Source organism: Brevibacterium sp. FAM 24630 (genome assembly GCF_049804075.1).
GTDB lineage: Bacteria > Actinomycetota > Actinomycetes > Actinomycetales > Brevibacteriaceae > Brevibacterium.
Genome location: NZ_JBNBZD010000025.1, coordinates 1 through 13,642 on the forward strand (window position 1 = coordinate 1; position 13,642 = coordinate 13,642).

14 protein-coding genes and 3 tRNA genes are annotated in these 13,642 nt (G+C 63.5%); 6 read left to right on the forward strand and 11 right to left on the reverse strand.

All coding sequences use genetic code 11. From position 1 onward, the window contains the following. Window positions 1-204 precede the first annotated feature (204 nt). Entirely contained in the window at window positions 205-798 is a 594-nt protein-coding gene (locus tag ACPUD7_RS15270) for a hypothetical protein (protein WP_425120380.1), read from the forward strand. 9 nt (window positions 799-807) lie between these two features. Here ACPUD7_RS15270 and ACPUD7_RS15275 read toward each other — a convergent pair whose 3' ends face one another. The 4 genes from ACPUD7_RS15275 to ACPUD7_RS15290 all read right to left on the reverse strand — a co-directional run bounded on the left by ACPUD7_RS15275 (window position 808) and on the right by ACPUD7_RS15290 (window position 2,847). Then, the gene (locus tag ACPUD7_RS15275) at window positions 808-1,095 is read right to left on the reverse strand and encodes a hypothetical protein (RefSeq protein ID WP_425120381.1); all 288 of its coding nucleotides are present in this window, start codon (window positions 1,093-1,095) and stop codon (window positions 808-810) included. 1 nt (window position 1,096) lies between these two features. Next, entirely contained in the window at window positions 1,097-1,921 is an 825-nt protein-coding gene (locus ACPUD7_RS15280) for a hypothetical protein (protein ID WP_425120382.1), read from the reverse strand. Between the two features lie 62 nt (window positions 1,922-1,983). After that, on the reverse strand, window positions 1,984-2,358 hold the full coding sequence (locus ACPUD7_RS15285; protein WP_425120383.1) for a hypothetical protein: 375 nt from the start codon (window positions 2,356-2,358) through the stop codon (window positions 1,984-1,986). A gap of 168 nt (window positions 2,359-2,526) precedes the next feature. Continuing rightward, a complete protein-coding gene (locus ACPUD7_RS15290; protein WP_425120384.1) occupies window positions 2,527-2,847 on the reverse strand; it encodes a hypothetical protein in 321 nt (106 codons plus the stop codon). 12 nt (window positions 2,848-2,859) lie between these two features. Between ACPUD7_RS15290 and ACPUD7_RS15295 the strand changes: the two genes are divergently transcribed. Then, on the forward strand, window positions 2,860-3,141 hold the full coding sequence (locus tag ACPUD7_RS15295; RefSeq protein WP_425120385.1) for a hypothetical protein: 282 nt from the start codon (window positions 2,860-2,862) through the stop codon (window positions 3,139-3,141). A 160-nt stretch (window positions 3,142-3,301) separates the two neighbouring features. On the opposite strand, the gene ACPUD7_RS15300 is transcribed toward ACPUD7_RS15295, so the two are convergent. The 5 genes from ACPUD7_RS15300 to ACPUD7_RS15320 form a co-directional block, all read right to left on the reverse strand. Continuing rightward, window positions 3,302-3,375 (reverse strand) — tRNA-Met (locus ACPUD7_RS15300). A 27-nt stretch (window positions 3,376-3,402) separates the two neighbouring features. Then, window positions 3,403-3,475 (reverse strand) — tRNA-Thr (locus ACPUD7_RS15305). A gap of 134 nt (window positions 3,476-3,609) precedes the next feature. Then, window positions 3,610-4,410 (reverse strand): glycerophosphodiester phosphodiesterase, encoded by an 801-nt coding sequence (locus ACPUD7_RS15310; protein ID WP_425120386.1) that lies wholly within the window; start codon window positions 4,408-4,410, stop codon window positions 3,610-3,612. 115 nt (window positions 4,411-4,525) lie between these two features. Continuing rightward, window positions 4,526-5,134, reverse strand: coding sequence for a DUF1992 domain-containing protein (locus ACPUD7_RS15315; RefSeq protein WP_425120387.1), 609 nt, complete (start codon window positions 5,132-5,134; stop codon window positions 4,526-4,528). A 145-nt stretch (window positions 5,135-5,279) separates the two neighbouring features. Further along, window positions 5,280-5,361 (reverse strand) — tRNA-Tyr (locus tag ACPUD7_RS15320). Between the two features lie 160 nt (window positions 5,362-5,521). On the opposite strand from ACPUD7_RS15320, the gene ACPUD7_RS15325 reads away from it, so the two are divergent. The 3 genes from ACPUD7_RS15325 to metE all read left to right on the forward strand — a co-directional run bounded on the left by ACPUD7_RS15325 (window position 5,522) and on the right by metE (window position 9,657). After that, complete coding sequence (locus ACPUD7_RS15325) at window positions 5,522-6,013, forward strand: YajQ family cyclic di-GMP-binding protein (protein WP_425120388.1); 492 nt, start codon at window positions 5,522-5,524, stop codon at window positions 6,011-6,013. 252 nt (window positions 6,014-6,265) lie between these two features. Continuing rightward, on the forward strand, window positions 6,266-7,306 hold the full coding sequence (locus tag ACPUD7_RS15330; protein WP_425120389.1) for a methylenetetrahydrofolate reductase: 1,041 nt from the start codon (window positions 6,266-6,268) through the stop codon (window positions 7,304-7,306). After that, window positions 7,303-9,657 carry a 5-methyltetrahydropteroyltriglutamate--homocysteine S-methyltransferase gene (gene metE, locus ACPUD7_RS15335; protein WP_425120390.1) on the forward strand — a complete coding sequence of 785 codons (2,355 nt, stop codon included), beginning with the start codon at window positions 7,303-7,305 and terminating at the stop codon, window positions 9,655-9,657. The genes ACPUD7_RS15330 and metE overlap by 4 nt, the downstream gene beginning before the upstream one ends. A 17-nt stretch (window positions 9,658-9,674) precedes the next feature. Here metE and ACPUD7_RS15340 read toward each other — a convergent pair whose 3' ends face one another. Together ACPUD7_RS15340 and ACPUD7_RS15345 are read right to left on the reverse strand one after the other, a co-directional pair. Beyond that, complete coding sequence (locus ACPUD7_RS15340) at window positions 9,675-10,601, reverse strand: GTP pyrophosphokinase (RefSeq protein WP_135537173.1); 927 nt, start codon at window positions 10,599-10,601, stop codon at window positions 9,675-9,677. Window positions 10,602-10,910: 309 nt separating this feature from the next. Continuing rightward, window positions 10,911-12,329, reverse strand: coding sequence for an FAD-dependent oxidoreductase (locus ACPUD7_RS15345; RefSeq protein WP_425120391.1), 1,419 nt, complete (start codon window positions 12,327-12,329; stop codon window positions 10,911-10,913). A gap of 180 nt (window positions 12,330-12,509) precedes the next feature. On the opposite strand from ACPUD7_RS15345, the gene rarD reads away from it, so the two are divergent. Further along, window positions 12,510-13,424: an EamA family transporter RarD gene (rarD, locus tag ACPUD7_RS15350; RefSeq protein ID WP_240689509.1), complete on the forward strand. Its 915-nt coding sequence runs from the start codon at window positions 12,510-12,512 to the stop codon at window positions 13,422-13,424. Window positions 13,425-13,642: the final 218 nt, after the last annotated feature.

The following is a 13,642-nucleotide window of genomic DNA, read 5'->3' on the forward strand; positions in this document are numbered from 1 at the left end:
TGGGCTATGAGATCCCTGCCCGGGCGATGGAGTCGTTCTTCGATCGCACCGAGACGGAATCATCGGCAGCCGACCGGGCTGCTTGAGGAAATAGTGTTCTCCTGTCGAAACAACTTGACACAGTCCAAAGCGCTTCGATGATGGGGACGCGGCGGAGTGAGAAGCAGGAGCCTCAACTGTAGTCTATCGGGATAGGATGCTGGGATGTGTATCGACTTGGCTGCTGTTTCTAGCGTCGCGGTGTCCGCAGTAGCGCTCATTGTGGCGGCTCTCGCGCTAGCTCAAGACAGATCACTCGCCCAGAACCCGATAGTGTTCGCGAGCTTCAACCCGGAGCACGGGGCGAGACCATATGGAACTTCAGGCAGGGGCTCGGGAACTGTCTACGGGCCGAAAGACTATTCGATTGATTTCAAACTCCTAGGGCCAGGCGCTGTCTATGACCCGACAGTCACGGTGGACGACACGCGAGTCGATGATGGCGACATCAAATGGACCTACCTACGGAAGGACGACATACTCACTGCCGGGTCGGGTATCGTCGAAATCTTCCTAGAAGGCCGAGTTAGTAAGCACGGATTGTATGTGATCTTGTCATTCGACCGGCCCAGGCGTTTCCGCAGGGGTGCATCGGCCGTGCATTATCGGTACGCCATCCCACGCCATACTTACAGAGACGATGTCAATAAGACGGAGAAATTCAAGCGTGGAAAATGGCGTCGCATCAAGATGAAAGAGATCAAGGGGCCGAGCGTGGAGAACCCGGTCAAGGAGGACCGAAAGCTTCGAGACGAGTGAGCCCACCTCTCATTCGCACCCGCATCCGCATCCGGGCCAGTGTTCGTCGCCCATCCCGATGGCGGTGCCTTTGTGGTGGGGGCGGAAGTTGATCAGTTCCGGCCCGGCCTCCCCGACGGCCGCCCATCCGTAGCCTTTGCGCGTGTCGGGGTCGCTGGTTTTGATGTACTGCCCGCTCGAGAGCAGCATGTGCCGGTGCCATTCGCCTCTAGTGTGCTTGGCCATGTGGTTGAAGTACTTCCTGCCCGGTTCGGGGCGGATGCGGTGGCCGCGGAGCCGTTCGTGCTGGTCAATCACTTCAGGTTTCCTTCTCTTGGTTCGTCAGGTAAAGGTTCTGATAAAGCTTCATAGCTTCCTGGTATGTGTTCTTTGCGGCTTCGAGGAAACCGCTAAGCACGAGTGGGTGAATGCCGATGAGCTGGCCGTGGTCATCTTTGATCGTGAGTCCGTCTAGAATGCGACCGGGGTATTCACTTCCGTGAATGATTGCGCTGGACAACGACCACGGAGAGCGAGGCTTGTACATTGCTCCATCATCAGGTGCTTCATAGTGAGCGTCGATGGTGTTCATGATGCTGGTAAGAGTGCTCGGGCGCAGCTCACCTTTCTTCGTGGTAATTTCGCTGAGGTCGATGTCATTCTCGGCAACATACTCAAGTAGTGCCGCGTTCTTTCGCTTCGTGTACTTGGTAGCGTCCCCGCCGAATAGCCCCATCATCCGCTGTTCGTCTGCTATGTTTCCAAGTTCTCTCTCGATGACCCGTTCAACTATCACTTTGGGCGATGCCTCGGACACCCACCGAGCGATACCTGCATTCTCGATCGCGCATCGCGCTGCGATTACGGGGACGAGAGACTTCTTGGGATCACGCTTCAAATAGCGGACACCGTCGCGCATGGTCTCCCGGGCAAGTGTCATGTGTCGGCGAAACATCTTGACGTACGAGTAAGGTCCGAGTCGTTGTTCGATCCATTCGAGTTGTGTGCGTCCGACTGAACTTGTCATGTCGCTTGATCGGTCCAGTTTGGCGATCTCAATTCTCAGGGCGTTCATCGAGTAGTTCACTGCCTTGGCAAAGTCGGGATCGTTGAGATTGAGGGATTCGGCTACGTCGTCGTTCATGATCTGATGTTCTCAGAACGTAGCTTCGCTGGCGCCATGCGAAACTTTCATTTCGGTATCAATCACTCATCGTCGCCACCGGCCTCGGGTGCCTTCACCCATCCCAGGTCTGCGAGGTGATGAGCGATCTTCTCCTTGTGCCGGTCACGAATCAGAAACCCGTCGCCGTTCAGCTCGTCCAAGTCCGCGAATATATGCTGTGAGGTCGTCGGCTCCGAGTCTTCGACGATGGTGAAGCCAAGCATTCCCACCAGGTCGCGGATGCTCTCATGGGTTCGAACAACCTCGCCAAGTTCGCTCTCCGTGATCGTCCGTCCGGGCACCTGGTCGGGGTTCTCATCGAGCCATTTGAGGACGCGACGAATATCGGTCTCATATGCCGGCATCTCGGCGAGCATTGTCGGAAGTAGATCGATGCACTTCTTCGGTGTGCTCATCGTCGTGCCTTTCTGCTGCTGGTTCATGCTCGTAGCTTCCTTCCATGCACGGGACTTTTCCCAGTGTCGACACGCGGTTGGTGAGGTTCGGTTTTGGTGGCAACGTTTGGTGAGGTTCCGGCCGTGTCCTTGTGTGCCCGTTGTAGGCGCTTACGAGTCACATACGACTCAATGTGTGGGATAACGGTTGGTATCGTCGCCGTGGCGCATCCTGTGACGATGGCGGCTATCAGGGCGGTAATCATGCGGCGCCCCTGAGCGCGAGGATCCCGCGGCGGTACACGCCGACCACGCTGTGCCACTGTGCAGATAGTCGTCGTGCTGGTCGGGGGTGAGTTGCCCGGATGCGATCGCCGCCGTGAGCTCCCGAGCCGTTGTCAGTTCGGTGCCGGCGTCGTTCATGTCGGCCAGGGACGGGTTGATCGGCCCAACCTTCGACAGGCGGTTCTTCCGTTCGACTTTGATGATCGACCGTACATGTGACGGCATCAGCCAGTCCGCATGGGCAACACCAGCGTCTCCGGAAAACGCGAGAACTACCGGGCGACAGCACGATCCCAACAGGTGAACGGCAAGACTGTGCCGCGGTTCCGAACCGGTGCCACAAAGGAAGCCGCACGCAACGCGCTCCTCGAGCCGCTGACCGACCTGCGGGGCCAAACGATCGCCGGCGAAACCTCGAGCACGACGACTCTGGCTTCATTCGCAAACGACTGGTTGAAACGGTGGGAAGAATCCGACGAACACCCGCCAAGCAGCTTGGACATTCTGAGGTCGGGGTGACGGCGAAGCACTACGTGCAGAAGCTCAACATTGGCCCGCAGGGTGTGGTTGGGGTGCTCGACAAGTGGATGCAAAGCGTGTCGTAACCGTGTCGGTGGCCGTCTCTGGGCAGAAAAATAGCCCCTCACCGGGACGCTATCCCTGGTGAGGGGCTTGAAAGTAGCGGGAGGGGGACTCGATCCCCCGACCTCACGATTATGAGTCGTGCGCTCTAACCAGCTGAGCTACCCCGCCCCAGCGCCGCATTCCAGGCGGCACGAGAGCCCCGAAAGGGAATCGAACCCTTGACCTTCTCCTTACCATGGAGATGCTCTGCCGACTGAGCTATCGGGGCAACAGGTAAGAATTTACACGGGTTCGCACAGCCAGGGCAAATCGGCCCGGAGTGACGTCACTCACACGACCTCGTTTCGGCAGCGAGTTCCGGCGCAATTCTTCTGCCGTCACAGCTGTCACCAGTGGAAACGATCATCTCACCGGGTCAAAACGCCCCGCCAGGAACCCTTGCAAACGGCCCGGTTGGTTGGTGATGATCCCGTCGACCTCGGCGTCAAGAAGTTCTCGCCATTCGTTCATCTCATCCGCCGTCCAGACGAACACCCCGAGGTCGTTGTCCCTGATCTCGGTGACGACCGATTTCCGCATGGTGAAGCCCTTATAGGAGGGATTGATCGCCACCGCCCCGAGATCACGGGCGATCTCGATGTCTTCGGGCTTGGGCACCATGCGCAGCAGGAATCGGGCGACCATGGGCAGGAGGTCGCGGCAGGTTTCGAGGGTTTCGAGGTTGAAGGACTGAACGATCATCCGGTCGGCGATGCCGGTCTCGACCACGAGCTCGGAGATCCTCGCCACCGCGCCGGAAGACCACTCCCCTTTGAGCTCGAGCAGGAGCTCCCCGCCTCGATGCTGGATGTCGCGCATCACGGCGGACAGGGTGGGGATCCGCACTCCGTGGAATCCGGGCCCCATCCAGGACCCGGCGTCGACGAACGACAGCTCCTCGGCGGTGAGGTTGGCTACGGGGCCTCTGCGGTTCGTGGTCCGGTCCAGGTCAGGGTCGTGGAGGATCACGGGCACGCCATCGGCGCTCGTCGATGTGTCGACCTCGATGAAGTCGACCCCGAGCGCACGCGCGGCATCGACGGCGGCCAGACTGTTCTCGGGCACAACTGCCGAATATCCGCGGTGCGCGATCACCAGCGGTCGGCTGCCGGCCCCGGGCCGTTCGGCCATGCCTCGTTCGTGAAGGAACTGCAGAAAGCTCATGGGTTCACCCTATGCCCTGATAGGGCGAACGTGCATGACGGCTTCGGACCCCCAACGGTCACCGCCCTGGCCCTGACCGGCGCCGGCCTGCTGAGGCTTCGCCCCAGGGCCGCTATCACCGACGAAGACGGCGCCACCATCGCCGAGGCGGCTGCTTCCTCTCCGCGCTCGTTTCGTCGGCTTGTCGGCCACCGCGCCCCTGACTGCCACCGCCGGCTTCCGCAGACCTGCCCGTGGTGCCCGGTTCCGCTCCGCGCCCTCCCGGCCCCAATCCGGCGCCGATGTCGGTCGTCGCTTGCGCACGGCGTTGGCGCCATGCCGCGACCTCGTCGTCGATGTTGCGCGGCGGGGTGAAGACCGGCGGGCCTTCGCGCAGGTCCATCACGGCATCTCGCACTCGAGCGTTGAATCCTGCGAGGTAGTCGCGGACATCTGCCTCTTCGGTGAAGGCGTCGACAGTGTCTTCGAGGACAGCGTTCTCCTTCCGGAGTTGGAACGCGGCCGGGGCGACTCCGCTGATGCCCTCGGTATCCATCTTCTGCTTGATCCACCAATCGGGATCGGACGAACCGTGCAGACCTGTCAACGGTTTGCCGAGGCCGGGCAGATCATCGAAATCACCGCGTCTGATGGCCTTGTCGAGGGCGGATTCGACCACAGCGTTGCGGTCCTCCAGCGAATTCAGGCGCCGAGGCGGCCCTGCGTCAGTCGGATCGTCGCCCATCGTCTCGCCTCTCCTCCACCGCGTCCGCCGGGTGGTGTCCTTCAACGTTAGAGGCGAGGTTCAGGCTTGGCAAGGGAATGTGGGAAGTGTGCGAGACGAGAGAAGCTCCGTGACCGTTCGGTCACGGAGCTTCTCTCGTTCTGCGTGGCAGATGAAGGATTCGAACCTTCGAAGGCAATGCCGGCTGATTTACAGTCAGCTCCCTTTGGCCGCTCGGGCAATCTGCCGCAGTAGGCGCTCGATGAGCACCTGAAAAGAATACAAGGCCCGAGTCCGATTCGCCAACTCGGTTGTCGCAGGTCACATTCTCGCGTCTCGACTAGACTCGGCGACAGAAGCCACGCCCGTTTCCCGCGGGCACGAACGAATACTCACGAAGGAGCATCCATGGCCAGCGAATCCTCATTCGACATCGTCAGCAAGGTCGACCGTCAGGAAGCTGACAACGCCCTCAACCAAGCCGCGAAGGAGATCAATTCACGCTACGACTTCCGCGGCACCGACGCCTCCATCGCCTGGAGCGGTGAAGCCGTACAGATGAAGGCCAACAGCGAGGACCGGGTCAAGGCCATCCTCGACGTCTTCCAGTCGAAGCTCGTCAAGCGCGGAATCTCGCTGAAGTCCCTCGAAGACGGTGAGCCCTACCCCTCCGGCAAGGAGTACCGCATCGATGCGTCCCTCAAGGAAGGCATCGACAAGGACAATGCGAAGAAGATCTCGAAGATCATCCGCGACGAAGGCCCCAAGGGCGTCAAGGCCCAGATCCAGGGTGATGAGCTGCGTGTGAGTTCGAAGAAGCGTGATGACCTGCAGGAAGTCATCGCCCTGCTCAAGTCCCAGGACCTCGAGGTCGACCTGCAGTTCACGAACTACCGCTGATCCGCGCGCCGCACCCGAGGCACGCAGCACTCCCCTCCTCACCCGCCACCTCCCCTCACCTTCCGTCCCTCCTTCCTCCCCCTCCTCACCGGGCAGCAGCCGGGCCGGTCCCCATACCCTTGCCGCAGCGAACATGACGGAACACGTCCCCGTCTGACGTCAGTGGACGCTGCTTGACCCTCAGATGACGGGTCGTGACGCCGATGTGGCGTTGACACCGAGTCGTCCTGTCCCCGCTGTCAGGATGGCCGCATGCCTTCCACTCATCTCACCCCAAGGATCTCGGCCTCGGCGCCCGACAGCGTCGCCGATGGTCTCCCGCCCGCTCGCGGCCGGCTGCGGCGAGCGCTGTCGTTCGAAGTCATCCCGCCCCGATCAGCGGCGCAGGCGGCCCGAATGCCGCAGCTGCTGAGGTTCCTCGACTCGCTGCACCCTGACTATCTGGCCGTCACCTCTTCGGCGAACAGCGACTGGCTGCAGGGCACCGCCGATTTCATCAGCGAAGTCACCGACACCACCTCGCTCAGACCGTTGGCGCACCTCGCCTGCACCGCCGGCACCGAAGTCGAGCTCCTCACCTGGATCGAGCATCTCCTCAGTGCCGGCGTGCGCGGTTTCCTCGCCATACGCGGCGACATCCCCGCAGGTCAGACCTCGCTTCCAGCCGGTCACCTGCCCCACGCCGATGACCTCGTGGGCCTCCTGCGCCGCATCGAAAGCGAGAATGTCGCCTGCCTGGCCGCCGGACGTCTCGGCATCGGCGTCGCCGCCTACCCCTCCGGCCACCCGGAGTCGGCCGGCCCCGACGAGGACCTCGACGTGCTTGCGGCAAAACAGCGCAACGGGGCCGACTTCGCGATCACCCAACTCTTCTTCGACCCCACCGCGTACTCCCGGCTGAGACGCCGCGCCGAGCACGCAGGAATCACCCTGCCGATCATCCCCGGCATCCTGCCGATCACCGACGCCCGCCGTCTCCACACCATGTCTCGCCTCTCGGGCCTGCCCATCCCGGACGGCCTGCTTGCGCGCTTCGACGGAATCTCCGACCCCGCCTCGGCGCGGCGCATCGGGCTCGAGATCACGGCGGAGCACACCGCTGCGCTCCTCGACCAGGACGCCGACGGCCTGCATTTCTATACCTTCAATGACCAGAACACGACCGAAGACGTGCTCACCGCACTCGACGAGAAAGGAATCTCAGTGACCTCACTTCTTCCACCACCACCGCCTCGGCGATGGCCGCCAACACAACCGACCGCAACGACGACAGACAAGGACACCCGCTCATGACCGCACCATTCCCGACCGCCACCATCACCGGATACCCCCGCATCGGCGCCCGCCGTGAACTGAAGAGGGCACTGGAGAGCTTCTGGTCCGGCCGGATCGACGCCGATGACTTCTCCCGTTCCGTGCACACCCTCCGCATCGAGACCTATCACCGTCTGGCGGGGCTGGGGCTGAGTGAGGACTATGCGATTCCGGCCTCCTACAGCCACTACGACCACGTCCTCGACACCGCGCTGACGGTGGGTCTAATCCCTTCGTCCTCCAACGGCTCTGACTTCGACCTCACGGAGTACTTCGCCCTCGCCCGCGGCACCGCGTCCACGCCGCCTTTGGAGATGACGAAATGGTTCGACACGAACTACCACTACCTTGTGCCCGAACTCGCCGACGACACCGCGTTCACCGCGCACCCGCAGCACCTGCTCGCACTCGTGGCTGAGGCCGAAGCGGCCGGTCATCGCGTCCGCCCCGTACTCGTCGGGCCGTTGACTCTGCTCGCGCTGACCAAACCGGCTCCCGGCACCACCACCCGTCCGCTCGACCGCCTCGACGAGCTCACCGCCGTCTACCGTGAGATCATCGGCTCGCTCGCCGCGGCCGGCGTCGACTGGATCCAGTTCGACGAACCGGCCCTCGTCGCCGACATTCCCGGCACGAGCGATGAGGAACTCGCCGAGGCGGCCCGGCACACCTATTCGGCCCTGTCCGCGACCGAGGTCCGGCCGCGGCTGTTCGTCACCGCCCCGTACGGGAGCCTGCGGGCAGGTCTGAACGGGCTCGCCGGGTCCGGCATCGATGCCCTCGGTGTCGACATCTCGTCCGCCACCCGAGCCGTGGATCCGCAGTATGTGCAGCGTCTGCGCACACAGGTGCCGGACCACGTCCGCCTCGTCGCCGGCATCATCGACGGCCGCAATATCTGGGCCGATGATCTGCGCACCAGCCTCGACGTGCTCCGGGAACTGAACCGAGAGACGGTGAGCGTGTCGACTTCGACATCACTGCTCCACGTGCCCTATACGGTGGAGCAGGAGACGGCGCTGCCGGTCGATGTCGCGTCCTGGTTGTCATTCGCCGAGGAGAAGGTCACCGAGGTCGAGGCTCTCGCCGCGGCGATCACCGAGGCTCCCGAGGCGCGTGCAGCGGCATTCGAACGCGCCGACCGGGCCCGGCGCACCCGGTCCGAATCGGCTCGAGTCCACAACGATGCGGTTCTGGCCCGCACCGAGGCGGCTGCGGCACACACCGGCTTCCGCACCGATTTCGCAACGCGTCATGCGGCTCAGCAGACGCTTGGGATCCCCGAGCTGCCGACGACGACCATCGGTTCGTTCCCGCAGACGCCCGAGGTGCGCCGCGCCCGTGCAGATCACCGGTCGGGCCGCATCGACGATACCGACTACACCGCGCTGATGAAGGACGAGATCGACCGAGTCGTCGGTCTGCAGGAGGAACTGGGACTCGATGTCGTCGTCCACGGCGAACCCGAACGCAATGACATGGTCCAGTACTTCGCCGAGAACCTCGACGGCTTCGCGACCACCGACAACGGGTGGGTGCAGTCCTATGGATCCCGATGCACCCGTCCCCCGATTCTCTTCGGCGATGTGTCCCGCCCGAATCCGATCACCGTGGAATGGTCGGCTTACACCGCCCAGCAGACGTCGAGGACTGTCAAGGGCATGCTCACCGGTCCGGTGACGATCCTCGCCTGGTCGTTCGTTCGCGACGACGTGCCGTTGCGCGAATCCGCCGACCAGATCGCCCTGGCTCTCGCCGATGAGGTCCTCGACCTCGAAGCGGCCGGAATCGGTGTCATCCAGGTCGACGAACCCGCCCTGCGGGAGCTGTTGCCGCTGCGCGAATCCGACCGCGCGGACTACCTCGACTGGTCCGTGCGTTCGTTCCGGCTCGTCGCTGCACAGGTGAGTCCGCGCACCCAGATCCACACGCACCTGTGCTATTCGGAATTCGGGGAGATCATCGACGCGATCAATGCCCTCGACGCTGATGTCACCAGCATCGAAGCGGCCCGCTCCCGAATGGAGGTCCTCGATGACATCGCGGAGTACGGTTTTGAACGCGAGATCGGTCCCGGAGTCTATGACATCCATTCCCCACGGGTGCCCGCGGTGCCTGAACTCGTCGAACTCATCGAGGCTGCGCTGCGGCATGTGCCCGCCGACCGTCTGTGGATCAATCCGGACTGCGGGCTCAAGACGCGCGGCTATCCGGAGGTGCGTGCCGCGCTGGCCAACCTCGTCGCCGCGCGCGATGAAGTCCTGACCACGCGTGCCGATCGGGGACGCGGAGATCACGCCCTCGTGGGAGCCGGTCAGCCGCCTCGGTGAGGGTGACGGTTGCTGCGTCAGCGTCGCGGCAGATCGAGGGGAATGTAGTACAGGCCCTTCGAATCCTCTTCGACGCTGACGCGCAGCCGGTCGTCGATGCGGACGTAGTCGTTGACTTTGATCGTGCCCTTCGTCTCGCTGAGGCGACGGATCGCGAAGGCAGGCACCAGGCCCTGACGCCCGTCCCCGTCGACGGCGAGCGCATACTTCGGGCCCGTCGCGCGGACCCGGACCTCGATCCCGGTGTCCTGTTCGCGCAGCTCGTCGAGCTCGAGGACCGGCTCGGGGTTGGTCAGCGCGGTGAGCTCGAGGGCCAGGGTGTCGGCCATGTCATCGACGGTGGCGAGCATATTCGCCATCGCACGAGCGAACTCGCCGTGCAGCTTGCTCGGCTTCATCGCCGCACCGGGCTTGTACATGTCCTCGTGGGTCAGCTCGCTCCACGCATCCTGCAGACGGGTCTTCACCTGGATCTCGGCGAACACCGGCTGTCCGAGGTCGGAGGGGATGCGGAGGATGACATGGCAGGCACGGTAGCCGCTGGCCTTCGGCGGGTCCGTATAGTCCTTCGATTCGATGAGTTCGAAGGTGCCGAGCTGTTCGGGGTCGCGCAGAGCATCGAACATCATCCGCTGGTCCCGCGGTGACTTGCACAGCACCTTGATGCCGACGATGTCACGGATCTGGTCCTCGACGTCCTCGGCGCTGTCGACCGTCAGCTGCGGGTCCTCTTCGGACTTCTCGCTGAGTTTCGCCAGGGTCCGTGCGGCATCCTTGATCCGGTGCCCATCGACATCGAGGCGCGAGATGTCTTTGTCTTTGAGCAGACCCTTCTGCTGCTCCTTGAGCCAGTGCTTGATCCGCACGGCTGCCGCCTGCCAGGCATCAAGTCGTTCGGCATAAGCACGTTCGACGATCGCTCTGAGCAGCGATTCGTTTCTCACGAGGTCTCCCCTGCCTGCCGACGGTCTGGTTCCGGTGCGTGCCGGCGACCCTTTCGGTGCCGGTCAGCTGTATTCGACTCTACGCGGTGGACGCATCACGCCCCGGCAGCGACTCGTCCTCTCGGTGCGCCGGGAGGAGATGACGTTGCCGGGGCGTTTGGCCGCTCAGCGGAGGCGGTGACGCTGCCGGGAGGCGGTGACGCCGGCGGTGCGGGATGCCCCGGCGGCGTCAGCACCCCAGGAGGTCAGTGACCGAGGGGTTCAGCACCCGGAGTGATCAGCACCCGGAGTGATCCGCGCCCAGGGTGGTCAGTGGCCGCCGGAGGGTTGGCCCACGGATTCGGCGGTGACGTGGCCGCGCGCCTCGGCGAGCATCGCCTCGCGGGTGGCGAGTTTGATCCGTTCACGACCTTCGGCTTCGCCGGCGGCCTTCTCAGCGGACTCGACCCGGTGGTAGCCCTCCCAATCGACATAGTCGATGCCCTTGGATTCGAAGAGTTCGACGATGGCCGACTCGTCCGGGTAGACGGGGTCGGTGAGCACACCGGCGGCCCGGTCGTCGAGGATATGCCCGATGGTCTCGAGCGCATCGCCCTTCGTGTGACCGATGAGCCCGACGGGTCCGCGCTTGATCCACCCGGTCGAGTAGACGCCCTGGACGACGTCGGCCTCGGCCGCCTTCGTCTGGTCGTCAGAGTCGACGACGCGCCCCTCATGGTTGGGGATGACGCGCTTGCGCTCGTCGAAGGGCAGCTGCGGCAGCTTCGTGCCGGCGTAGCCGACGGCACGGTAGACGGCGTCGAGCTCCCAATCGTGGAAGTCTCCGGTTCCGTTGACTCCTCCGGCACCGTCCAGTTCCATTCGTTCGGTCCGCAGTCCGGTCACCCGATCCTCGCCGAGGATGGCCACCGGTGCGTGGAGGAAGTGGAGGTGGAGGCGACGCTTCGCCCCTGTCGGTTCACGCATGGTGAAGTCCGTGAGCGTCTTCGCGACCTGTTTGGTCTGGTTGCTCGATTCGATGGCGGCCATAGAGCCTTCGTCGAATTCGAAGTCCTCGGGGTAGACGATGACGTCGACGTCTTTGACCTGTCCGAGTTCCCGCAGCTCGAGTGGGGTGAACTTCGCCTGGGCCGGTCCCCTGCGGCCGAAGATGTGGACGTCGGTGACCTGCGAGGTCTTGAGTCCCTCGTAGACATGGTCGGGGATCTCGGTGGTGTGGAGGTCATCGGCCTGCTTCGCGAGCACCCGGGCGACGTCGAGGGCGACATTGCCGTTGCCGATGACGGCGACGCGCTGCGCGTCCAACGGCCATTCCTGGCTGACATCGGGATGCGAGTCGTACCAGTTGACGAACTCTGCGGCCCCGTAGGAGCCGGGCAGGTCGATGCCGGGCAGGTCGAATGCGGCGTCGACGAAGCAGCCGGTGGAGAAGATCACGGCATCGTAGCGGTCGGTGAGCTCCTCGAGGTGGAGATCGACGCCGTATTCGACGTTCGAGAACAGGCGGATGTCACCACGGTCGAGGACCTTGATCAGGGCATTGATGATGCCCTTGATCCGCGGATGGTCGGGTGCGACGCCGTAGCGGACGAGGCCGAAGGGAGTCGGCAGGCGGTCGAAGAGATCGATGCTCAGATCGAAATCGCGTTCCGCCTTCATCATGAGATCGGCAGCGTAGATCCCGGCAGGACCGGCGCCGACGATGGCCACCCGGAAGGGTCGAGTCATTCTCACACCTCTCTATTCAGTCACAGCGAGTCTATCGTCAATGTAGGTGATCCTTACAATGACGTGACCAAGCTCGCACTTCGCACCCAGCTGGCTCCCAACCAGCCGCGCCGGGTTCGATTGCGTCTCATGTGCGGGGCCCCGCCCGGTCGCTGCCCGACTCTCAGTAGACTGGGGCGAGTGAGCACAGACCCAGGACCCGATGAGAGCGCAATCCGCCGTGCCGGCCTGATCAACGGATTCTCCGCCTACCTGCTGTGGGGAGTCATGCCGCTGCTCTTCGCAGCCGCAGCTCCCACGGGTGCGCTCGAGCTCGTCTCCCACCGAGTCATCTGGTCGCTGGTGTTCTGCGCCCTCCTCCTCGTCTTCACCGGCGGGTACGCCCGCACCTGGCAGATCCTTCGCTCACCGCGCACCTTCGGGCTCCTGCTGCTCGCCTCGGTGCTCATCGCGATCAACTGGACGACGTTCATCTACGGCGTCGAAACCAACCAGCTCGTCGAGATCTCGCTCGGTTACTACCTCAATCCGCTGCTGTCGATCGGCCTCGGCGTGGTCTTCCTCGGTGAGAAGCTGCGCCCGCTGCAGTGGACGGCCGTGGGCTTCGGCCTCCTGGCTGTGATCGTCGTCGGGGTCAGCCTCGGCCGCATCCCCTACCTCGCGTTCACGGTGGCCCTGTCATTCGGCCTCTACGGGCTCGTGAAGAACAAGGTCGGCTCCCGTGTCGGTGCGCTCGAGGGCATGACCGTCGAGAGCCTCGTCCTCGCCGTGCCCTCAGCGATCTACCTCATCGTCCTCGGCTCGCTGGGTCTGCAGACGTTCAGCGGCTTGGGCGGATGGCACGTGTTCGTCATCATCATCACCGGTCCCGCCACGGCCATCCCGCTCATCCTCTTCAGCGCCGCGGCGCGCCGCATCCCCCTGTCCTGGGTGGGCATGCTCCAGTACCTCACTCCGACCCTCCAGTTCATCCTCGGCGTCACGGTGCTCGGTGAGCTGATGTCGACACCGCGGTGGATCGGCTTCTTCATCATCTGGATCGCCGTCATCCTGCTCTGCACCGATCTCGTGCGCACAAGCCGTCGTCGTCCGTGACACCGCCTCCGCCGGAGTCGGTGGACGCCACTTCCGCCGGAGTCGGCAGCCCCCTCGGAACCACCCGAAACCCGTGATCCGATCATGCCAAACACCAGCCCGTCGGCGCCCATCCGCTGGCTGCCGGGTTCAGAGTCCAACGGATTCCGCCGGAAGCCCTTGACATCATCCTCACCCCCATGGTTCATTAGTTGAGTAACTAACCAACAGACATGGAG

Bases quoted from the DNA above. Each gene is read 5' to 3' on its own strand.
- ACPUD7_RS15345 (WP_425120391.1), bottom strand. From the start codon at position 12,329: ATGACTCGACCCTTCCGGGTGGCCATCGTCGGCGCCGGTCCTGCCGGG.
- ACPUD7_RS15315 (WP_425120387.1), bottom strand. From the start codon at position 5,134: ATGGGCGACGATCCGACTGACGCAGGGCCGCCTCGGCGCCTGAATTCG.
- ACPUD7_RS15325 (WP_425120388.1), top strand. From the start codon at position 5,522: ATGGCCAGCGAATCCTCATTCGACATCGTCAGCAAGGTCGACCGTCAG.
- ACPUD7_RS15310 (WP_425120386.1), bottom strand. From the start codon at position 4,410: ATGAGCTTTCTGCAGTTCCTTCACGAACGAGGCATGGCCGAACGGCCC.
- ACPUD7_RS15330 (WP_425120389.1), top strand. From the start codon at position 6,266: ATGCCTTCCACTCATCTCACCCCAAGGATCTCGGCCTCGGCGCCCGAC.
- ACPUD7_RS15270 (WP_425120380.1), top strand. From the start codon at position 205: ATGTGTATCGACTTGGCTGCTGTTTCTAGCGTCGCGGTGTCCGCAGTA.
- ACPUD7_RS15295 (WP_425120385.1), top strand. From the start codon at position 2,860: ATGGGCAACACCAGCGTCTCCGGAAAACGCGAGAACTACCGGGCGACA.
- metE (WP_425120390.1), top strand. From the start codon at position 7,303: ATGACCGCACCATTCCCGACCGCCACCATCACCGGATACCCCCGCATC.
- ACPUD7_RS15285 (WP_425120383.1), bottom strand. From the start codon at position 2,358: ATGAGCACACCGAAGAAGTGCATCGATCTACTTCCGACAATGCTCGCC.
- ACPUD7_RS15290 (WP_425120384.1), bottom strand. From the start codon at position 2,847: ATGCCGTCACATGTACGGTCGATCATCAAAGTCGAACGGAAGAACCGC.
- ACPUD7_RS15280 (WP_425120382.1), bottom strand. From the start codon at position 1,921: ATGAACGACGACGTAGCCGAATCCCTCAATCTCAACGATCCCGACTTT.